The sequence below is a fragment of the Pseudomonadota bacterium genome, assembly GCA_010028905.1.
Lineage (GTDB): Bacteria > Vulcanimicrobiota > Xenobia > RGZZ01 > RGZZ01 > RGZZ01.
On record RGZZ01000031.1, the window covers coordinates 1 to 20,909 of the forward strand.

The 20,909-nt window shown below is 66.7% G+C and carries 19 protein-coding genes; 7 read left to right on the forward strand and 12 right to left on the reverse strand.

Going from position 1 to position 20,909, the window contains the following annotated elements; genetic code table 11:
• The coding region (locus EB084_04210; GenBank protein ID NDD27451.1) for a zinc-binding protein at window positions 1-82 on the reverse strand (82 nt) is incomplete at its 3' end.
• Window positions 83-339: 257 nt separating this feature from the next.
• On the opposite strand from EB084_04210, the gene EB084_04215 reads away from it, so the two are divergent.
• The 3 genes from EB084_04215 to EB084_04225 are packed head-to-tail and all read left to right on the forward strand — an operon-like array spanning window position 340 to window position 3,920.
• Complete coding sequence (locus tag EB084_04215; GenBank protein ID NDD27452.1) at window positions 340-696, forward strand: hypothetical protein; 357 nt, start codon at window positions 340-342, stop codon at window positions 694-696.
• A gap of 25 nt (window positions 697-721) precedes the next feature.
• Window positions 722-2,389, forward strand: a complete 1,668-nt coding sequence (locus EB084_04220; GenBank protein ID NDD27453.1) for a nucleoside kinase — start codon at window positions 722-724, stop codon at window positions 2,387-2,389.
• Complete coding sequence (locus tag EB084_04225; GenBank protein ID NDD27454.1) at window positions 2,322-3,920, forward strand: esterase family protein; 1,599 nt, start codon at window positions 2,322-2,324, stop codon at window positions 3,918-3,920. Before EB084_04220 ends, EB084_04225 begins: the two co-directional genes overlap by 68 nt.
• On the opposite strand, the gene EB084_04230 is transcribed toward EB084_04225, so the two are convergent.
• Complete coding sequence (locus tag EB084_04230; protein NDD27455.1) at window positions 3,818-4,459, reverse strand: hypothetical protein; 642 nt, start codon at window positions 4,457-4,459, stop codon at window positions 3,818-3,820. The two genes, EB084_04225 and EB084_04230, sit on opposite strands and share 103 nt — an antisense overlap.
• A gap of 101 nt (window positions 4,460-4,560) precedes the next feature.
• Here EB084_04230 and EB084_04235 point away from each other — a divergent pair, with 101 nt between their 5' ends.
• Window positions 4,561-5,130 carry a hypothetical protein gene (locus tag EB084_04235; GenBank protein ID NDD27456.1) on the forward strand — a complete coding sequence of 190 codons (570 nt, stop codon included), beginning with the start codon at window positions 4,561-4,563 and terminating at the stop codon, window positions 5,128-5,130.
• 93 nt (window positions 5,131-5,223) lie between these two features.
• Here EB084_04235 and EB084_04240 read toward each other — a convergent pair whose 3' ends face one another.
• Complete coding sequence (locus EB084_04240) at window positions 5,224-6,657, reverse strand: hypothetical protein (protein ID NDD27457.1); 1,434 nt, start codon at window positions 6,655-6,657, stop codon at window positions 5,224-5,226.
• A gap of 22 nt (window positions 6,658-6,679) precedes the next feature.
• Here EB084_04240 and EB084_04245 point away from each other — a divergent pair, with 22 nt between their 5' ends.
• Window positions 6,680-7,321 (forward strand): cupin domain-containing protein, encoded by a 642-nt coding sequence (locus EB084_04245; protein NDD27458.1) that lies wholly within the window; start codon window positions 6,680-6,682, stop codon window positions 7,319-7,321.
• A 54-nt stretch (window positions 7,322-7,375) separates the two neighbouring features.
• Here EB084_04245 and mtnB read toward each other — a convergent pair whose 3' ends face one another.
• Both mtnB and EB084_04255 read right to left on the reverse strand, forming a co-directional pair.
• The gene (gene mtnB / locus EB084_04250) at window positions 7,376-8,020 is read right to left on the reverse strand and encodes a methylthioribulose 1-phosphate dehydratase (protein NDD27459.1); all 645 of its coding nucleotides are present in this window, start codon (window positions 8,018-8,020) and stop codon (window positions 7,376-7,378) included.
• A 201-nt stretch (window positions 8,021-8,221) separates the two neighbouring features.
• Window positions 8,222-10,312: a hypothetical protein gene (locus EB084_04255; GenBank protein ID NDD27460.1), complete on the reverse strand. Its 2,091-nt coding sequence runs from the start codon at window positions 10,310-10,312 to the stop codon at window positions 8,222-8,224.
• Window positions 10,313-10,541: 229 nt separating this feature from the next.
• Here EB084_04255 and EB084_04260 point away from each other — a divergent pair, with 229 nt between their 5' ends.
• Window positions 10,542-11,288, forward strand: a complete 747-nt coding sequence (locus tag EB084_04260; protein NDD27461.1) for a hypothetical protein — start codon at window positions 10,542-10,544, stop codon at window positions 11,286-11,288.
• A 4-nt stretch (window positions 11,289-11,292) separates the two neighbouring features.
• On the opposite strand, the gene EB084_04265 is transcribed toward EB084_04260, so the two are convergent.
• From EB084_04265 to EB084_04285, 5 genes are all read right to left on the reverse strand, one after another.
• The gene (locus EB084_04265) at window positions 11,293-12,228 is read right to left on the reverse strand and encodes a histone deacetylase (GenBank protein ID NDD27462.1); all 936 of its coding nucleotides are present in this window, start codon (window positions 12,226-12,228) and stop codon (window positions 11,293-11,295) included.
• Between the two features lie 97 nt (window positions 12,229-12,325).
• Window positions 12,326-12,850 (reverse strand): hypothetical protein, encoded by a 525-nt coding sequence (locus EB084_04270; protein ID NDD27463.1) that lies wholly within the window; start codon window positions 12,848-12,850, stop codon window positions 12,326-12,328.
• 114 nt (window positions 12,851-12,964) lie between these two features.
• On the reverse strand, window positions 12,965-15,100 hold the full coding sequence (locus tag EB084_04275) for a 4Fe-4S dicluster domain-containing protein (GenBank protein ID NDD27464.1): 2,136 nt from the start codon (window positions 15,098-15,100) through the stop codon (window positions 12,965-12,967).
• A gap of 198 nt (window positions 15,101-15,298) precedes the next feature.
• Complete coding sequence (locus tag EB084_04280; protein ID NDD27465.1) at window positions 15,299-16,345, reverse strand: ornithine cyclodeaminase family protein; 1,047 nt, start codon at window positions 16,343-16,345, stop codon at window positions 15,299-15,301.
• Between the two features lie 69 nt (window positions 16,346-16,414).
• A complete protein-coding gene (locus tag EB084_04285; protein NDD27466.1) occupies window positions 16,415-18,058 on the reverse strand; it encodes a hypothetical protein in 1,644 nt (547 codons plus the stop codon).
• Between the two features lie 215 nt (window positions 18,059-18,273).
• Between EB084_04285 and EB084_04290 the strand changes: the two genes are divergently transcribed.
• Window positions 18,274-19,335, forward strand: coding sequence for a hypothetical protein (locus EB084_04290; GenBank protein NDD27467.1), 1,062 nt, complete (start codon window positions 18,274-18,276; stop codon window positions 19,333-19,335).
• A gap of 122 nt (window positions 19,336-19,457) precedes the next feature.
• Here EB084_04290 and EB084_04295 read toward each other — a convergent pair whose 3' ends face one another.
• On the reverse strand, window positions 19,458-20,702 hold the full coding sequence (locus EB084_04295; protein NDD27468.1) for an aminomethyl transferase family protein: 1,245 nt from the start codon (window positions 20,700-20,702) through the stop codon (window positions 19,458-19,460).
• On the reverse strand, window positions 20,702-20,909 hold a 208-nt coding region (locus EB084_04300), incomplete at its 5' end, for a hypothetical protein (protein ID NDD27469.1). The genes EB084_04300 and EB084_04295, both read right to left, overlap by 1 nt.

A 20,909-nucleotide genomic window follows, 5' to 3' on the forward strand; every position in this document is an offset into this window, starting at 1 on the left:
AGTGGAACTCCTGCTCGCCAGCCGTGAAGATGAAGCTAGAGCCGCAGTCGGCACAGGTGAGGGAACGGTCGGTAAAAGCCACGTACAGATCTCCTGAAGGTTGGACTAGGTCTTCTCACGCTGATCGTGCTTAGAGAATCCCTGAGTGTACTATACCATGCCTCGTCAAGATTCGACTTCGGGGTGGACGTGCGGGTCTGACAGGGGACGCTGCCATCGTCCGCGAAACGCGTTCACGTCCCGGATCTGCGAGTGTGTCGCCCGCGGCGCCCCGAGCGCAGGGCAGCGCCGCTCTGGCCTCAATGTTCGGGCGACCTTCTGACCTGAGAGGTGTCTTTCATGCGAACCACGCTCAAGCTTCTGGCGATTGCCTTCATGGTGCTGATCGTGAGCAGTGCGCCGGCCACGGCCCAGCTCGTGCTCGTCGACAATGAGTACTACGTGACGGAGATGCGTCCCGGCAAGGGCGAGTTCGGCGTGGCGCTCAGCAAGGGGCAGTACACCCAGAACTGGGTGCGCCTGAAGCTCGATACCAAGATCGCGCATCGCCGCTGGCTCGGCCAGGGCAAGGGCTTTGTCGACGAGACGGTGTCACCTGAGCGGCTCTTCAGCATGCTCAAGATCGGCTCGAAGGTTCGCGTCAACGGCGGCCGCAACTTCGACGGCAGCGTGAACGCAAAGCGCATCTGGTTCTGATCTCCACGGCCACGAGGATGCAGCGATGAGTGAGCAGGACATGGTTCGCGTTGCCTTCGGTGAAGGTGGGTTTCGCGACGTCACCGCGGGCACGCCTCTGCGCGATCTCGCGCCCTCGTTCGTGCCAGGACCGGAGCGCGTTCTCGGGGCCCTCGTCGATGGGGAGCCCGTAAGCCTGCACGCTCGCGTCTCGGAAGCGTGCGATGTTCGCTGGCTTCGGCCCGGGAGCCGTGAGGGCATCCGCTACATCCGTCGAAGTCTGTCGTGCCTGCTGGTGAAGGCGGCCGCCGACCTCTATCCCGAGCGCCGTCTCGTCATCCTCCACTCGCTGAGCAAGGGCCTCTTCTGCGAGCTCGAGGGAGAGCGGCCGCTGCGCCGCGCCGAGGTCGAAGCCCTGCAGGCGCGCATGCACGAGTTGGTGGCCCTCGCGGTCGAGCTTCGGCCTGTTGAGGCCACGCGCGACGAGGCGATTCATCAGTTTGCTGAGCGCCGCCCCGACCTGGCGCGTCTCTTCCGCAACCGCGACCGTGAAACCGCCACGCTCTACGACTGTGACGGTCTCATCGATTACTTCCACGGCCCGCTCATCCCTGACAGCCGCTACGCGGGGCCGTTTGAGCTGCGCTTCCACGCGCCGGGCTTCATCTTGCGCTATCCCTCTGATGAGCAGCCCGAGACAATCCCTGAGTTCGTCGACACGCGGCGCCTGGCAAAGGCCTTCTACGAGTTCAAGCAGTGGTCGCAGGTGCTGCAGGTGCCCGACGTGGGGGCGCTCAACGAGGTCGTCGCCCTGGGCGAGATCAACGAGTTCGTGCGCGTCGCTGAAGCGCTCCACGAGAAGCGCATCGCCCAGATCGCCGATGCCATCGATGCCTCGCGCGACCGCGTCAAGCTCATTCTCATCGCGGGACCGAGCGCCTCGGGCAAGACCACCTTCGCCCAGCGACTCGCCGTGCAGCTGCGCGTGAACGGCATGCGCCCGATTCCCATCTCGCTCGACGACTACTACCGCAATCGTGATGAGTGCCCCCGCGACGCCAGCGGCGACTACGACTTCGAGGCGGTCGAGGCGCTCGACATCGAGCTGCTCAACGACCAGCTGCAGCGTCTCACCTACGGTGAGTCGATTCACCTGCCGCGCTTCAACTTCAAGACGGGCACGCGCGAGTACCGCAAGCACCCGATGCGCCTCGAGGCCGACCAGATTCTCATCTGCGAGGGCATTCACGCGCTCAACGAGTGCATCTCGGAGTCTGTGGCCAAGAGCAACAAGTTCAAGATCTACATCAGCGCCATCACGCAGCTCAACGTCGACGACCATAATCGCGTGCCCACCACCGACACGCGCCTCATCCGCCGCATCGCCCGTGACATCCAGTTCCGCGGCACCGGCGCGCGCGAGACCCTGGCGCGCTGGCGCTCGGTGCGCCGCGGCGAGGAGCGCTACATCTTCCCCTACCAAGAGGAAGCCGACGTCATGTTCAACTCGGGTCTCTTCTATGAGCTCTGCGTGCTGCGCGGACTGGTCGAGCCGCTGCTGCTCGAGGTGCCGCCTGACGCACAGGAGTTCACCGAGGCGCGCCGTCTTCTCGATCTGCTCGTGAACTTCCGCATCTTCGGCACCGATGAGATCCCGCCGAACTCCATCGTGCGCGAGTTCATCGGCGCCACCTGCTTCTTCCGCGCGGAGTAGGGACGGAGGCGTGACGGCGACGCAGGCGCCCACGCTGGCCGGTACGTTCAACCACTGGCAGGTCGACGCGCTCGCCACCCACGCAGCCGCGCCCGCTGTGTTCGAGGCCAGCTGCTGGCTTGACGCAGGTCGTCAGGCCTTCAAGTGGGTGTTTGGCGGGGCGTGGCAGCAGGCCTGGGGGGTGCGCGGCGAGGGCCCGCTGGTGCCGCCCCTCAGCGGACGCGCGGTGCTCGGTGGTGATGACGTGGTGGTGAACGTTCTCGTCGCGGGCGCGCATCGCATCCGTCTCGACGTCGACGCGCGTCGCTACACGGTCGAACGTCTCGATCAGGCAGGGCTGCTCGATGGCGCGCTTGCGCCAGACACCCTGCTCAGCGGCTCGTTCGGCACGTTGCTCGGTCGGTTGCGGGAGCACGCGGCGCACGAGCCCTTCGGCTACGCCTGGCACGACTGGCACCGTCTTGATCCGGCCCTCGAGGCGGGATCGTTCGGTGGAGCGCTGCCCCTTCGCGAGCGGGGGCGGGCGCTCTTCCTCTTCAATGCGCGGTTGCACGCGCCGCTGCACATGGTGAGCAACCTCAATGGCTGGCAGGTGGGGCCGGATCGCTACACCCGCGTTGAGGGGACCGACCTGCACTACCTGTATCGCGAGCTTCCCGTTGATACTGTTCTGCGGTACAAGCTCGTCACCGATGGAGAGTGGTTCACCGATCCGTACACGCGCTGGGTCGAGCCGGATGGCATGCCCGTGCCCATGTTCATGACGGGCCGCTTCCAGTCGGTGGTCGACCTCGCCGCCCCAGGCTACCTGCGCGGCGATCATCTCATTGCGCTGCGCTTCCCCAGCGTGGTGAGGGGGAACACGCGCGACGTGTGGATCTCGCTGCCTCGGGGCTATGCCCACGGGGGGGCGGAAGGCTATCCCGTTCTCTACGTCAACGACGGCAACGAGGCGCTCACCCGCGTGTACCTGCATCGCGTGGCGCGCGAGATGATGGATCGCGGCGAGGTGGCGCCTGTCATCATGGTGTTCGTGGGCCTGGCCGACGCGCTCGAGCGCAACTTCGAGTACAGCGACCGCGTGGGGCGCGAAGCCTATGCGGCGTTTCTCGCCCACGAGCTGGTGCCGTTCATCGATGGGTCGCTGCGCACCCGGCGCGGACCTCGCTTCCGCGGCGTAACGGGTGTGAGCTACGGGGCCGTGAGCGCGTACTTCACGGGCTGGCGCCATCCGAACGTGTTCGGATGCGTGGCGGGTCAGGGGACGTCGTTCTTTGTCGAGGACTGGGACGTGCTCGATGCCTATGTGGCCTCGCCCCGTCCGCGTCTGCGCCTCTATCTCGACAGCGCGCGCCCCACCTGGCGTGGGGGACCTGGCGACAGCACCGCCAGCGCGCGCTACGCGGCGCACGCCCTGCGTCGAAGCGGTCACCAGGTGAAGCACGTGGTGCGCCGCGACCAGCGGCACGACTGGCCGTACTGGGCAGAGCGCTTTCCCGAGATCCTGCGGACGTTCTGGCCCGCGCGCTGAGCCGAGGGGGCGTGGGGCCCCGCCTGCGAGGGGGGGAAGAAAAGCCGGCCGCCAGCGCTTCGCAGGTCACAATAGCCGACGGCCAGTTCTTTTCGGCCCTCGTACCCCAGGGCGGGGTGACGCCCGCGGGCGCCGAGCTTCCTCTCGAGGGGCCACCTGCGGGGCCGTCTTACGAGCTTCCCGCCTCGGTCCCCGAGCGGCTTCAGGTCGGCACCTGCAATGTGGCCGGCGGCAACGAGAACGCCAAGGGCCGCGACTACAACGTCGAGATCCTGCGCGATGTGTTCGCCCACGCCAGCAGCGTCGACAGCGGCGATGTGAAGGCGTTCTACTGCGACGACAAAGGCAAGCGTCACGCCTACGACCTCGACAAGCCGAGCAACGGCGCGCTCGAATCGTCTCGCATCGAGCACGAGGGCGGCGGTCACCGCATGTCGATCACCAAGGAGACCTTCGATCACGAGGGGAACCCCGTCAGCGCCGAGCATCATCGACCTGGCGATGACCTGAAGCTCGATGACGGTCGCAAGGACCCCCACGCCATCACGACCTACCGCGGACAGCTCGACGACGGTCGGGAGTACAACGTGGTCTTCGGCGACACCGAGCCAGGGAAGAGCAGATACGGCAACGCGGTGTTGTGCTCAGCCCGGGGTTCACGTTTCGCGATGCCAACGGTGACGTCCGCCCGGGCAGCTTCGAGGTGCGCGAGGTGGGGCAGGACCCCGAGCTGCGGAAAGACCCGGGCGACCGTGAGCGGCGCACGGCTCTCGGGGTCAAGTTCGAGACGCCAGGGGGGCAGACGGCCACCGCGTTCAGCGCCCATCTCTCCACCGAGAGCATCTCGGCGAAGCGGGCCGAGAAGCTCGGCCAGCACCACTCGAAGGAAGAGATCGCGACCTGGAAGGCCCAGCTCCCGGGTCAGCTGGCGAAGGTGCAGCGCGGGGAGATGCAGGCGCTCGAGCAGTTCGCTCATGCGTTCGGGGGAGACGGCAATGTCGTCATCGGCGCCGACATGAACATGACCGAACCGTTCAAGGCTCTGCCTGATTTCTACGACAAGGAGTCCTTCGGCACGACCACCGCGCTCGACCACATCTTCACCTCACGAGACGTGACGGTGGGCGGGCATCACTGGGTGCGACCCGGCGGCCCCAACTCTGATCTCTACTCCGATCACGCCATGTCCGTGGTCGACGTGCTGCTGTAGCGTCTCGTCGCGGCTCATCTCCCGGCTCGAGGCCTACGCTGCGACCGCGTCGAGCGCACGGAGGTGGCGTGACAACCTGGCGTGGGGCGTCCTCTACGGGCGACGCGGCTTCCAGGTGTAGTCTTCTTCGTGGTCCTTCTCGTAGCGCAGATCGAGCCCCAGGGTGAGATCGAAGTACACGAAGTCGTCGTTGCCCAGCAGCCCGGACTGCGCCATCTTCAGGCGACTGACCCCGGGTACCACCAGTGGAGCTGCGCTCGTGCCGGCCGCAGCCTGGGCCTCGGCTGAGAATCGTCGCACGAGCGTGCGGATGCGCCACGGATCGAACCCGTACATCATCGGCACCACGAAGTCGACCTTCCAGGCGTGCCAGTCTTGCGCCGCGTAGTCGTAGCCGTTGAAACGATCGACGCCGTCTGATCGCTCGACATAGTACAGGGGCAGCACCGCGGCGCTCAGCTGCTGGCCGCGGTACAGGCGTGTCGCGATCTCATTCACCATTTCAGTGAGAACGTTCCGCCGTCTGTCGACGAGCGCGCGCAAGCGATCGTAGCGCGCGGCCATGCTCGGGAGCGCGCGGTTGAAGTAGATGGCCTCGCGCCCCTGGGTCTCGAGATCTCCAGGGATGCCCTGCGCCTCGACGGGGAAGCGCACGTGGTCGAGCTGCACGCCCGCAAGATCCGGGTGGCTCTTCGAGATGGCGGTCACCGCGGCGATGATGCGCTGACGCACGCGAGGGGAGGCCGGGTCGAGATAGATGGGGCGAAGCGAGCGCTTCGAGGTGCGGGGGAAGGGATCGTCTGCGGATCCCATCAGGAGGAAGTCCGGTGGGGGGCAGCCAGCCGCCAGCAAAGCCGACACCAGCCGTCCGATAGGGCGCCCTTCGCTCTCGAGACCGGCATCGGTAAGGATGCGCGAGATCTCAGCCGCGTCGATGCCCCCCGCGCGTATCGAGGCGCAGATCTGATCGATGGCCTGACGCAGGCGAGGAAGGCGCTGCTCGCGACCCAGGCGGTCGCGCTGCTGCGAGAGCCAGCCCACGAGGAGATCGTCCCAGATGCTGGGTGCGCGCTGCCATGGCTTGAACACGTCATCATTGTCCATGCGCCAGTAGAACATGTGCACCCAGGCATGGACCGCGATGTCGTTTCGGGCGCCCTCATCGATGATGAGCTGGAGCAGGTCGATGGGCTGTTGGCCTCGCTGATCGTAGCGCCATCGCAGGTGCGGGTAGACGGGCAGCGCGTCGCCGCCGGCCACGGATGTCCCTCGGACCAGCGTCTCCACGAAGACAGTGTTGATGCTCTGTCTCTTCAGCGCGGCCATGGTCGTTCGCACGACGGCCCGAGCCGAGGCCTCGTCGTAACGGGTCGTGCCGGGAACGATCCACTCCGGACTGAGCCACACCCCTTGAATCGGTCGGCTGGGGGGCGCGCTCCAGGCTCCCGGAGACGCGCACAGCGTCAGGAATCCCAGCGTCAGCACCAACAGGGCTCTCCATCGCAGGCTCGGCATCGCGCGCTCCATTCCACGGGGCCTTCGAACAGCCATGCGTTCAGCCCTGCTCCAAAGCGTGGGTCAGCACGGTCTTGTGACTCTTCTGGCCTGTGCTATAATCGGGGACAAATCTACATCCGGAGGTCGCCCCATGGCTATCGTGACCCTTCATGACGACAGACGCACCATCGAGGGAGACGAGCGGGTAGCCACGTTCCTGTCGCAGTACAACATCGACTGCGGCCGGTGGGACCTCTCTTCGATACCCGCAGACCTGCTTGCGAGAAACACCCTCACGCCGGAAGAGAAGGCCCAGGTGCTCGAGGCGCTCGGGCCGCGCATCGAGCTCGAGAAGGCGCGATTCGGCTACCAGAGCGCCGATGTCGTTTCGCTCTCCGCTGACATCCCCAACCTCGAGAAGATTCTCGAGCCGTTTCGTCGTGAGCACTACCACGTCGAGAACGAGATCCGGCTCGTGATCGATGGGCACGGGGTGTTCAGCATCAATCCTCGCACGGCGCCCGCGTTCGATGTTGCGATGGACCCGGGCGACTTCATCTCGGTGCCGGCGGGAACGTGGCACTGGTTCAACCTCGGACCCGATCAGCGCATCAAGGCCGTGCGCATCTTTGAATCGGCGGAGGGCTGGGCGGCCATCTATCCTGACGAGGTGGCGTCCGCCGCCACCGTCTGAGCGACTGCGTTGGCGGCTTGACGCGGCGGGTGCAGGTCAGGCGGCGCTACGATCTCAGCCCGCCCCCTTCAGAGCGGCCTTCAGCGTCGCACGGTGGTAGACGTAGCTGAACAGGTACTCGAACACCTCGACGTGCGCCCGCGCCTCATCGGGCGTTCTGCCCCACGCGTAGAGCCCATGGTTTCGGATGAGAACCCCCGGCACGCCGGGGGTTGCGCCGCCCTCGAGACGATCGGCGATGATGTTTGAGTCGGCGTCGTTGTCAACGATGGGAATGCGCAGCCTCACCTCGGGCGCGGGGTGCCCAAACCCCTTCAGCATCTCGAGCCCTTCGAGCTCGAGCCCGCCGGCGTCTCCGAACACGTCGGAGATGGTGGCTCCCATGACGGTGTGCACGTGGTACACGGCGCCGGCGTCATAGCGGCGGTAGATGCGCTCATGCACGGGCATCTCGGCAGAGGGGCGCCCTGTCCAGGTCTCGAGCGCGACGCCGTCGGCTCCTGTCAGCAGCATGTCGGCAGGGGTCAGCTGCCCCTTCGGACGGCCGCTCGATGTGACGAGAAACTCGAGAGGGTCGCGACTGAGGCGATGGCTGAGGTTTCCAGACGTGCCCCACATCCAGCCCATTCGATGGAACTCGGCTGCCGTTGCGGCCAGCTGTCGCGCGGCGGCCTCGCGTTCGTCTCGGGAGATGTGCATCGGCGCTTCCTCTCTTGCGTTCAGATGTCACCCACGGGGGGGCAGCGCTTGGGAATGGGGGGCGACAAGACCGAAGGGCGGCTTCGCAGCCGCCCCTCGTGCCTGTGCCTGGTTGCCGCCGGCGGTGAGGCCGACGCGCGTGCAGCGGGTCTCTTCAGACCGCTCGCTCTCGCGAGACGAGCGGCTGAAGAGAGCGGAGTGCTAGCCCTGCTTCTTGCCCGACATCATGACGATGCCGAGAAGGGCGAGGATGGCAATTCCGATGCCGATGAGCACGGTCTTGTTGGGACCGCCGCCGCTTGCGGCACCGCCGCTTGCGCCGGGCGCGGGAGCAGCCGTGGCCAGCAGCGAGTCACCTTCGCTGCGGACGCTGGCCAGGTCACCCGGCATCTCGACCTTGGGCTCTTCGAGCTTGGCGAGGGTCACGTCCTTGGCATCGGCGTTCTCCTTGTCGGAGACATCGGACACGTGGAAGAGGGGCTCGATCTGGTTCTCGATGTCGTCGTCTGACTTGCCGGCCATGAACGACGAGAAGCCGAGGCGATAGGTCTTGGTCTCGTGGCCGTCCTTGCCCGTGATCTCGAGGCGGGTGCCCTTGAGCGTTCCGGTGAGGCCAGGGGTGGCGACCAGCTGGAGCGCGCTCACGATGGGCGTCAGGTCGGAGGTCTTCGTGAAGCCGTCGTAGCTGAGCTTGTTGTCGTTGAGCGAGAGCTGGAAGCGCCCGTCGTTCCACGTCAGTGCGCTGAGCAGGTCAGCGGCGGGCTTCAGCTCGGCCTCGCTCTTGGCGGGGTCGACGAAGAGGGACTTCAGTGTCTGCACCAGGTTGCCCTTGGTCGCCACATAGAACGAGCCGGTCAGGGCACCGCCGTCGGCCTTGATGTGGGCGAGAAGGGCGGCGCTCTCCATCAGCGGGAGCCCCTTGCTCTTGAGGTTGGCGAAGACCTTGTCGAAGTTGGTGGTGTCCTGGGTGAACGCGCCGTCGAAGGTGACCTGCTCCTTCACGTCGACGTTGACCTTGAGGGTCTGGGTCATGGTCACACCAGCGCCCGCCATCTCGGTGGAGACGATGGTGCTGAGCTCGTTGAGGCGCTTCTGCACCGTGTGCCACCACTTGTAGGCCAGCTTCGTCGTGGGGTCGGAAGCGTTCTCGCTCTGCATCTTGTTGGCGGCTTCTTGAACGGTCTGCATCACCGTGCTGTAGCCGGCCATGAACTTGTCAAAGTTCTTGGCGTCGATTGCGAGCTTCGCGGTGAGGGTGGCGTTGTCGATCTTTGCGTCGATGCTGAACTTGGTGAACGTCACCGAGACCATGTCTTCGATGGCCTTCTTCAGGGTCTCGGCGTTGCCCTCACCCTTGGGCATCGCGGCAGAGAGCGCATTGGCCTTCTCGCGAAGGGTGTCGCGAAGGCTCGTGGCCTTGATGTTGAGGTTGACCTTGCCTTCCTTGTCGGTGGTCTCGACCTTCAGCGAGACGCTGTCGACCTTCACGTAGCGCTCGAGGCTCGACTTCACCATGCCTTCGAACATCTTGGGATTGGCCTTCATGCCCTCGAGCTGGGGCTTGGCCTGCGCCATCATCGGGTTGGCGAGGTCGACGGTCAGCGCCACGTCGAGGGTGGTGCTGTTCGCGTCGCCATCGGCGAGGCTGATGGTGAGCATCTTGACCGGCGCCATGCCCAGGTTCGTGGCGGCCACGGTGACATCGGCGCTCGCCTGAAGGCTCTTGTAGTCGGTCTTGCTCAGTGCGTCGACAGTGACCTTGGACACCGGCGGGTTGGCGCCTGCGTCGCTCGGCACCGTGCCGCTGAACTTGAACTCTGCGTGGGCGTTCTTGTCGTCTTGCTGCGCCTTGGCGTCGCCGGAGAACTTCGCCTTCTCCATCTTGTCGCGCAGGGGCAGGTTCATGTTGGCGAGCATCAGGGTCGCATTCGCGTCGGACTGTGCGAACGCGGCGGCCTTGGCGCCCTTCATCTTGGCGGCAGACTCGGCATTGAACTCGAGGGCGGCCTTGACGGTGCTGAGGCCGCTGGCCAGGTCGGTTCCCCCCGTCATCGTCATCGATGACACATCGTTCGAGGTGGACTGGCGATCAATCTGGACGACCGCGTTGCGGTCCTTGTCGAGATAGACGACGGCCTTGGCCGCACCGGCCCCGTCGCCCTTCTTGGCGGGAGCGTCGTCTTCCTGGGCGTGGGCGCCCGCGCGCAGCAGACCCAGCGCGAGCATGGCCACAAGGCCCAAGACCGCGGCGATGCGCCGCAGTCGCTGTGAGGACTGTTTCAGGGATTTCACGAGGACGGTTCTCCTAAGCTTGATCGCTGCAACGTCAGGAGCGGCGTAGCGCCAGGGTACCGGGAGGGGCCGCACCAGCGCGGTCTCCAGACATCGATGCAGCGGGCATACGTGCGTCTTGCGCTTCGAGAAGCCAAAACCCCGCGAAGCGCCCGCGAAGGTTCGCCTCACCTGGCGATTTCCCTTCCGAGGCCCCTCGTCGCTCTCGGGGGGGAGGAGGGCCGACAGCGTGCGCCAATACATTCGCGTGCCCACTCCCGCCTGCCGGCGCTCCCCTGACGCACCCCTTCTCGATCGCGCGACGCTCGAGCGGTGCACCGTGCAATGGTTTCGGCGAGGCTGGTCGAGCCTGCCAGACATCCGTCTCGTCGAGGTCGACGGCCTTCGCCTGGTGGTCAAGGACTGGCGGGAGCGCAGCTGGCTCCGACGCCTCACCCAGGGCCGCTTCATGCTCACTCGTGAGCATCGCTTCCTGAAGCGCCTCGAGGGCCTCTCCGGTGTCCCCCGCTCCTTCGGTTTTCCCGATGCCGACTCGTTGGCCATCGAGTATCTTGCGTCGCGAACGGTCTCGAAGGTGCACCCGTACGAGTATGCGCAGGGATACTGGGATCGCGCAGACGCCCTGGTGCGCGCGCTGCACGCGCGCGGTGTGGCGCACGGCGATCTCGATCAGGAAGACAACATCGTGGTGGCCGACGACGGTTCCCCGGGAATCATCGACTTCGGCGGCGCCGTCTCGCGGGTAGAATGGTCGCTGTTGCATCGTGTGGCATTTGACCTGCTGTCACGTCATGATCTCTACTGCATCGAGATCCTGCGCGCGAAGAAGGACCTCTATCCGGAAGAACGGCAGGCTGCCCCCGCACCGCGGTTGCGGCCATGGCAGCGGAGCCTGCTGCTGCGGCTGAACAAGATCGATCGCAAGGAAGAGCAGCGCATCCACGGAGTCGGCGAGGCTCCGCCGGGCGGCGGCTGATCGGTCAGGCCGACGTGGTCGCGCGCGCAACCGTGTCGCGTGTGCGCGGGTCGATGTGGGCTTCATCCGGGCACTCGGAGGGAGTGAGGGCGTCGCTGTCCCACGTCTGCAAGACGGTGAGGGTTGACGCGGCCAGGGCGTTGATGTCGTAGCCGCCCTCGAGAAGCCCCACCAGCCGGCCCTGGGCCGGGGTCTCTTCTGCGATCTGGCGCGTGATGGCGGCCAGCCGGCCGAAGCCTTCGGTGCTCACGCACATCTGGGCAAGCGGGTCGCGGACGTGGGCGTCGAAGCCTGCGGAGACGATGACGAGCTCAGGCTTGAAGGCGCGGGCCGCCTGACGCAGCCCCTTCTCGAACACGTAGACGTAGTCATCATCGCCGCGCCCAGCCGGAAGCGGGACGTTGAATGTGGCCCCTCGCCCATCGGTGGTCCCCCGCTCATCGGCGCGACCGCTGCCCGGGTAGAGCGGGCTCTGATGCACAGAGAAGTAGAACACCGAACCGTCATCGTAGAAGATGTCCTGCGTGCCGTTGCCGTGGTGCACGTCCCAGTCGATGATGAGCACCCGCTTCACGCCCAGTGCGACCTGCGCATGCCGTGCCGCCACCGCCGCGTTGTTGAACAGGCAGAAACCCATGGCCGTGGAGACCGTTGCATGGTGGCCGGGCGGGCGGCACACAGAGAATGCCCAGCGGTGTCCCTCGCGCACCACCGCTTCGACGGCTTGTGTCGCCGCGCCCGCGGCGAGACGGGCAACCTGTCCGGAAAGCGGACTGGCGAAGGTGTCGCCGTCGACCCACCCGCCGCCGGCACGACAGAGATCATCGATGGCGGCGATGTGCGTGGCGGGGTGAACGCGCTCGAGCGCCGCAGCCGTGGCGGCGCGAGGCGCAACGATGCGCACGGCACGGCCGAGGGGCGACCCTGAGAGTGCCGCCATGATGCCACGGGCACGCTCAGGGCGCTCGACGTGCTCGGCGCTGCCGTGATGGAGGAAATCGTCGGCGTAGAAGACGACCCCGCCGCTCACGAAGTAGCTACGGCTCTTCCCGAACCACCACGATGAGGTGGTCCATCACCTCGCGGGCCATGGGGATGATGAACTCGCGCAGGATGCGCTTGAGGGCCTCGCTCGTCGTGATACCGTGCTCGTTGGCGTACTTCGTCACCGACTTGTCATCGATGAGCTTCGTCGTGGGGATGATGTACTGCACCTCGACGAAGGTCTTGCGCTTCTTGCCCGCGTCGCGGCTCTCGCGCACCTCGACAGAGATGCACTCCTTGGCGCTGCCGTGCGGCCCACTGCGGATCTTCTCCTCGAGGCGCTCCTGGCTGCCCGCAGCGGCGGGTGCGCTGATGATGAGGAGGTTGTTGCCATTGGCGTCTTCTCTCGTCTGCTCGAAGCCAAAGGTCTTTGCGCTCTGGATGTCGAGGAAGCGGAGGCCGCCATGCTTGGTCGGCGAGCCCTGCACCAGGAACTGACCGAGCACCTTGGCAAGGATGTCATCGATCTCCTGGGAGATGAGGCGCGTGTTGATGTTGAGTTGAGCTGGCATCTGCATTCCTTTCGTCGGGGGCGCTGTCGTGAGAGCACCCGCGCGGGCGGGGAGGTGGCGCGAACGGCGCGGTCAACCAGGGTACCTCGCCGGCGCGAGGAATCCTTCTTTCCGGTGGGGCTATTTTGCCGCGGGGACCTTTGAGGCCTTCGGCATTGCGGGATCGGTGGTGTCGCGGAACCCGGTGTTGACGTAGCTCTTCTCGGCCACGCCACGGTCGAGCCCGATCTTGAGCCGATCCATGGTGATGAGGTTGTTGCCCTTGTTGTACACCGAGAACTCGTAGTCGCCCGTCATGACGATGGACTTCGTGGGACACGCCTCGGTGCAGAGGCCGCAGTAGCAGCAGAGGTTCATGTCGATGGAGTAGAGCGAGGCGAACTTGACGTCCGGCTGCGCCTCGCTCACCGACTCGGACTTCAGGAAGATGACCGAGTCCGGACAGATGTCGACGCAGATGCCGCAGGCGATGCACATCTCGGACTCGCATGAGAGGCACCGCTGGCCCTCTTGCAGCACCTGCTCGGTGGTGAAGCCGAACTCACACTCGTCCCAGTTCTTGAGGCGCGTGGCGGGGTCTTGCATCTGCATCTGCGTCTTCCACAGGTGCGTGGTGAACGGCTTGTCGAAGGGAAGCCCCTTCCACGGGTTCTCTTCGACGAAGTTGCCGGGCGCGGGAGTGGAGACCTTCTTGCGCTGGCTCTCGTTGGGGATGGTGCCGTCGATGTTGGGGACCCAGCCGCCCGTGGCGTACAGATCCTTGAGGGTGTTGTCGATGCCGAGCTTCTTGAAGATGGCGTGCGCCGTCTTCTTGGCGTCGGCGATGGCCGCGATGATGGTCGACACGCGCACCGAGTCGCCGCAGGCGTACACGCCGGGCACGCTCGTCTCGTTGGTCTTGCCGTCGACCTCGAGCAGGCCGTTGCGCTGCTTCTTGAAGTCGTCACCGAGCCATCCCAGGGAGCCGTTGCGCCCCAGCGACGTCATGAACAGGTCGCCCGGGATCACGAACTCGCTGCCCTCGATGGGCACGGGGGCGCGTCGGCCGGACTTGTCGCGCTCGCCGAGCTTGTTGCGGATGCACTTGAGGCCGACGCCGCGGTTGCCCTCTTTCACGATCTCAAGGGGGGTGACGAGGAACTCGATCACCACGCCCTCTTCGAGTGCGTCTTCGACCTCGAGCGGCGAGGCGGGCATCTCGGCGCGGGTGCGGCGATAGGTGATGATGGCCTGTTCTGAGCCCAGGCGCAGCGCCGTTCGCGCGCAGTCGGTCGAGGTGGAGCCGCCACCGACCACGATGACGCGCTTGCCGTAGATGTGCTCCTTGCCCAGCTTCACCGCCTCGAGCCAGGGCTCGCCCTCGGCCACGTTCTCGGCGTCTTCGCCCGGGATGCCCAGCTTGATGGGCTTGGTGGCGCCCGCGGCAACGACCACCACGTCGTTGTCCTTGCGCAGCTGCTCGATGGTGATGTCGGTGCCGATGGTGGTGTTGTAGACGATCTCGACGCGACCGGTCTCGAGAATCGCGGCCACCTCACGCTGCCACACCTCGTCGGCCAGGCGGTTGCGCGGAATGGTGAGGCCGACGTAGCCCATGGGGATGTACTTGCGCTCGTAGACGGTGGCGGTGAACCCCTCGAGAACCAGCTCGAGAGCGACCTGCAGACCCGCGGGGCCAGCACCGATCACGGCGGCCTTCTTGCCGATGAGCGGCTTCATCTCCTTGCTGTAGTAGTAGCGCTCGGGGGGCGCCAGCTCTTGCTCGAAGTCGTCGTAGAAGCGCTTGATGCGGCGGATGGCGATGGGCTCGGGGCCCGCGATGCCGCGGGTGCAGAGGTCTTCGCAGGGGGCGGGGCAGACGCGGCCCAGGGTTCCGAGGAAGGGGTAGGTGCGCTTGAGCGTCCAGAGGCCTTCCTTGAACTTGCCCTCGCCCGCCAGGCTCACGTATCCGCGCGCGTCGGTGTGCGCGGGGCAGCCCTCGATGCAGGGGGCGAACTTCGTGCCCGGGTAGTGGTCGGTCTTGCTCTGCGTAGTCTGGGCGTCGAAGAAGTCGACCATGCGCAGCACGCCGCGGGCGCGCTCGGGGAGGTAGGTGTGCCCTTCCTCCTGGAAGGTCGAGCGCTGGCTTGCCTCTTTCTTCACGTACGGGTACTCGAGGGTGACGGGCTTCTTGACGAAGTTCTCGAGGGTCACCTTCATGCCCGTGAGGAGGCTGGCAAAGTTCTTGGTGAAGCTCTGGGTCTTGATCTTGCTCACGGCTGTGGACTCCTGATCGTGGTGTCTGCGTGTTCGAGGCGGGGCGGCGGTGCCGTTCAACCTTGGGGGGAGGTAGGCTCTCTGCCTGCGCGCCTTCTGCGATTATACACCTATTGTGTGATTCTTCACAAGTTCGCGCTCGTCAACTTCGTTCGCAAGCGTCGGGTTCCTCCAGGCTCTGCGCGCCCTCTGAAGGTCTCACTCCGAGAGCGGCAGCGCGATCCCGAGGCCCGCGCGGGTCGCGCCCTCATACACGTGGCGCGCCACCGCGAGATCTTCGGTGGCCAGCCCCTGTGATTCGAAGAGCGTCACCGCGCGGGCGTCGGCGCGCCTCACCCGACCCGACACCACATCGGCCAGCGCGGTCACGTCGCTCCACGCAAGGCGCCCGGCGTTGGCGACCGCGATGAGATCGCCCGCCTCCGCCTGGGCCTGCAGGAGATCGTCGACCACGATGAGATCGGCGGCCAGAACGGCCGATTCGTCGAGCTCGCGTCGGGTCGGGGCGTTCGACCCCATGGCGTTCACGTGCACACCAGGCCGCAGGTGCGTGCAGGTCAGAACGGGCGACACGGAGGTCGTGGCCGTGCAGATGACGTCGGCCCCCTCGACCGCGGTCTCGATGCTGTCGACCCCGCGAACCTCGGCCTCGATGGCGAATCGCATGGCGCCCACGAACCGATCGACGCGCGCGGGCGTTCGGCTGAACACCCGCACCTCGCGTATCGAGCGCACGGCGCAGACGGCCTCGACCTGCGCGCGGGCCTGGAACCCGGCGCCGATCACGGCCATGACCGAGGCGTCGGGCAGGGCGAGGTGCTTCGTGGCCACGCCGCTGGCGGCGCCGGTGCGTATCTGCCCCAGCACGTTGGCCTCGATCACCGCCAGCAGGTGCCCTTCTACAGAGAAGAGCAGCACGACGAACTGCGCACCGCTGGGGGTGGTGACGTACGTCTTCGTGCCGAGAACGCCGTGGGCCGAGAGGGTGCCGCCGAGCACGTGCATCATGGCTCTGCCCGCGGCCTTGCCGGCGGGATTGACGGCGGGGGAACCGCTTTCGGCCGATGGCGATGCGGCGGCGGCTTCCGGCGTTCGCATGCGGTAGCGGGCATGGTCGGCCGCGCCTCCGCTGGCGCGCGCGCGGAACGCATCTTCAACGACGCGGATCGCGTCGCTCATCGTGAGCAGGCGGGGCACGTCGCTGCCGGTGATGTAGAGGGCTTTGCGAGAGGGGACGATGCTCATGGCAACACGGTTGACCGTCAGGTCGCGCTCTCCCTCCTCTCTCGGCGTGACAGCGCGGGTCGGCTCGTGCTACAGAGACAAGTCGTACTGCAGGATGATCATGTTCGCGTTGGTCTTGCGGGGGAAGCTTGCGCGCACCACCGGGCCGCCCCAGCCGTTGACCCAGCGCAGCGTGAACATGTTTCTCGCGTCGAGCTTGTAGCCGACGATGGTCTCGAGCATGCGCCCGAGGTCTGCGGAGCCGCCGGACGGGCGTCCGGTGATGCCGTTGGCCCCTTTCTGCTGCGTCACGCCGGATCCGCTGTACCACAGATCTTGCGAGGCGGCCAACTGGTAGAGGTGGTAGTCGGCTCGCAGGCTCAGCTGCGGCGTCACCGTGAGCAGCACCTGGCCAACGATGTCGGAGAGGTTCGCGTAGCCGTACATGTTCAGGCGCTGGCGCGGGTCGGCCAGCTCGGCCGCGAATGTGCCGTGCACCCCGTCTGTCGGATTCCGGTCGCCCGAGAAGATGCTGTAGCCCGCGCGCACCCAGGGCTTGAGCGGCGCTTCGGGCCACTGCAGCCCCACCTCGCCCATGAGCGCGTCGGCCGATTGGCGCTGACCGCCCCATCGGCCGGTCTGGTGGGCGTACCACACGCACAGGTCTCCGTTGGCGCCCAGGTGGGTGACGTAGTGGCCGCCCAGGGTGTCGACGTGGTCGCCTCCCTCGGCCGCGATGGTCTTGCGAACGGCGGCCGGGCGATCGTCGATCTGGGGCACCTGGCGCGTGTCATCGAGATGGTTGTAGAAGAGCTGGGCCTCTGCGGGGCCCAGCCATGTGCCCTGCTTCACGGTGAGGGCCGCGTTGATGGTCTGCACGCTGTGCGCCTCCACGGCAAAGTGTGGCTCGGCCTGCGTCGGGCGACCGCCGAACACGGTCAGGGCCGCTGGACCCAGGTCGAGATCGCCGCGCAGGCCGTCGAAGGTGCGCGAGAAGATGTTGTAGTCCGGCTGCCCGATGACGCGTCTCGAGACCCGCTCGCGCTTCAGCCAGTCGATGACGCCATCTTGCGCGGCGACCTCCATGCCGCCGCTGTAGTCGAAGCGCCCGACCTTCAGTGCCGAGCCTGTGGGCGCTCCCAGGGCGCCGGTCGGCGCGCCGATGCGAACGAAGAGCTGGCGAACCCCCAGGGTGTCGAACGTCGGTCGGAGAGCCAGGCCGTAGTAGGCGCCGCCCTGGCCAAGCGACCCCGCCGGCGGCGGGGCCACGCCGCGCTCCGGGAGGCCCAGGGCGAGCACGTTCTGTATCTGGAGCCTCGCGTCCCAGTTCTTGCCCGTGTAGGTCAGGGCGGGTCGCGCCCGCACCCCGAGAAAGCCGTAGGCATTCTCCCGTGGTGTGGGGGGCGCGAAGAAGTCGTACACCTCGGGAGCGATGCGCAGGTCGAGCACGGGGGTGAAGCCGCTTCGAACGGGAGCAGCGTTGAGCGTCGCTGGTCGTGGCGCTTTCTCGGGGGACGGCGTTGCCCTCGGGGGCGGCACGGGTGAGGCTTCCGGACTCGCTGCGGGGGAGGGAAGCGCTTCTGGGGATGGGCTTCTCGAAGGCCGTGTCTCCAGCGGGAGCGGCATGTCCGGGATGCTGTCTGGATCGGGGCCGGCCCAGGCCCCCAGACTCGCGGCCAGCGCGATGAGAAGCGCCGCCAGTGCGATGGTCAGCGGTCTGCGCAAGGGGAACATAAGAGGGTCGGCTCTCCGTCTCTGCAGTGCCTTCGTGGGGCGTGAAGTTCCCCGATCGTGGCGAATTCCCCCTGCGCTGTCAAGCGAGCGCGGGTTTCAGGGATTTTCCAGCGACGTGTCGTATCCTGAATGTGCGAAGGGTGAGATCTCGAGCGGTGACAGCGGCTACATAGCCCGCCCCTCCCCATCTCCCCCGCTGAAGAGGAGGGTTCGACATGACCGACATCTCACAGATCCGTTCCACTGCCCCGCAGTACACCGCCGCCCCGTCGCCGGCGCCCGCGCAGGCAGCGCCCCAGGCCCCTCCCGCGTCCTCCGATCGTGTGACCCTCAACCAGGCCGAGGCGCCCGGCTACGCGTACAAGCACGAGCAGGACGGCCAGGGCGTGCAGTACCAGACCTGGTCGGCCCGCAGCGGCGTCAAGTACGAGGTGGCCTCGCGCGACGACCAGACCCGCTTCCACGTCGAGATTCCCGGCGGCGTCTCGCCAGCGCCCCTCGAGATCAGCGGCGCCGCCGCCCAGGGCCAGCCCACCCAGATGATCGCCCACGTGGCGGGCAACCCTGCCCAGCAGCTTCCCGTCGAGCACACGCCCGACGGCAAGTACCTCATCAGCATGGGGAACGGTGGCGCGGTGGCCATGTTCGACCCCCAGACCATGGACTTCGGCCTCTCCACCCCCGCCTCGCAGCAGATGGCCCCGACGGGTCAGCCCATGATCTATCAGGCCTTGCAGCAGACCGTCCACGCAGACGGATCGCAGACCGTGAAAGCGCACGCCACCACGGCGCAGAGCCTTCCGAGCAACGGCTTCGGCGGCATGCTCGGCGGTGTTCAGGCGCCCGTCGCCGAGACGCGGTACCTCCAGATCGACGAGTCGGCCACCGGCCAGGTCACCGCAAAGCAGGTGGTCGAGCGCCAGGACCTGCAGGGTGCCCCTGGCGCGTTCGGCCAGGTGTCAGCCGCTCCCGCGCGTCAGGAGACCGCGGTGAAGGCTGCGAAGCAGGCTGACGGTTCGTATGCGGTATCGGGGGGCACTTCGCTGATGGGGCACATGAAGGCCTCGCTGCAGAACCCCTTCGCGCTGCAGTCTCCGCTGCTCAACTGGATGCGGGAGCGCAACCAGCCATCCGCCGTCATCCAGACGTTCGCGTCGAACCCGGCCCTGCTTTCCGCCGCGGCGGCGGGCGCGGGTCCCGCGGCGGCCATGGGAATGGCCACCCCGTTCGCACCCGCGGGCGCGGTTCCGCCTCCTCCCCCTGGGTTCCCCCGTTAGCGCTCTCGTCGCTCACTGCGACGGTGAGACTGCCGAGACAGCCCGCTGGCGGCGGGCGCTGAAAAAAAGCCCCGCAGCATCACTGCGGGGCTTTTCTCTATCAGGCCTGACAGGCCGCTTCGCTACGCGCCCTGGCCGCTTGCGCCCACCAGCTCGCGCTTGCTGGGCGCTTCCGGCACGGTGCGCTTGCGCGGCGGGTCGAAGAACGGTCGATCGACGACGCGGGCGGTCACCAGCTTGCGCGAGTGCTCGATGAGCATCTCGATCTTCATCTCGGTTCCCACCGTGCTGTAGGCGCTCTCCACCGTGGCGATGGCGAGGTTCCGCTTGAGCAGGGGAGACCAGCAGCCGCTGGTGCCGTATCCGACCTGACGTCCGCTCAGGCGGTCGTAGAGCGGCACCGACTCGCGCCAGGCGGCCGTCGGAAGCGACGGGGGCAGACCAACGGCGTCGTAGAAGGCCTCCATCTCGTCCCAGTCGATGTCGAGGCCCACCGTGGCCCAGCGCGACCCGCGCTCCTTCTCACGCGCCAGGGCTTCCCTGCCCACGAACTCGGCTTTCTTCAGGTTGACCACCCAGCCCAGACCGATCTCGTAGGGGCTCGACTTCTGGTCGTCGGTGAGGGCGTGGCGCGCGCTGTGGTAGTCGACGTCGATCATGATGAACCCCGCCTCGACGCGCACGAGGTCGAGGGCCAGCATGCCAGCCGGCCCGGCGTGATGCGGCTCTCCGGCCTTGGCGATGCGATCGTAGAGGTCGCAGGCGTGGGCGTTCTCGACCCAGAGCTCGAACCCGAGGTCGCCGGTGTAGCCGGTGCGGGTCACCAGCACCTCGTATGCCCCCAGCGACACGCACTGGGCCTTGAAGAAGCCCAGCTGCGAAACGGGCAGGCCCGCGTCGACGAGAATGGCGCGGGCGCGCGGTCCCTGAACCGCAAGCGCCGCGATCTGATCGCTCACGTCGTCGATCTTCACGTCGAGCTTGTGGGCGTGCATGCGGAACCAGCCCATGGTGGGGTGCGCCGCCGTCACACGGTAGTGGGTGGGGCTCAGGCAGGTGACGGTTCCATCGTCAATGGTCTTGCCGTCTTCATCGCACCAGGCGGTGTAGCCCACCTGGTCGACCTTGAGCTTCGTCACATCGCGCACCATCACCAGATCGAGGAGACGCGCGGCGTCCGGGCCGGTGACGTCGTACTTGAACAGGGGGGTGACATCGAAGTAGCCGGCGCTCTGGCGCACCATGTGGTACTCGTTGTCGTGCACGGGGTCGAACTTCTCGGCCACGTAGTAGCCGGCCCATTCGCGCCATCGCAGGCTCTTGCTGGCTTCGAAGAGGCGGGGAAAGAAGGGTGTGGGGACTCCCATCAGCGCTGACCTCCCTCTTCCGCGGAGGCTTCCGCGGAGTCATTCGTCTGTTTGAGCTTCTGCATGGCGCCACGGGCCGCAAGCCCCGCGCCCACGAGGGCCAGGCCCACGCCCACGGCTGTGGTGACGATGCGGCGGTTGCGACCACGCCCCTCGCCCGCGGTCTCGTCGGTGAGCTCGATCTCTCGGGCGCAGAGGTAGCCGCTT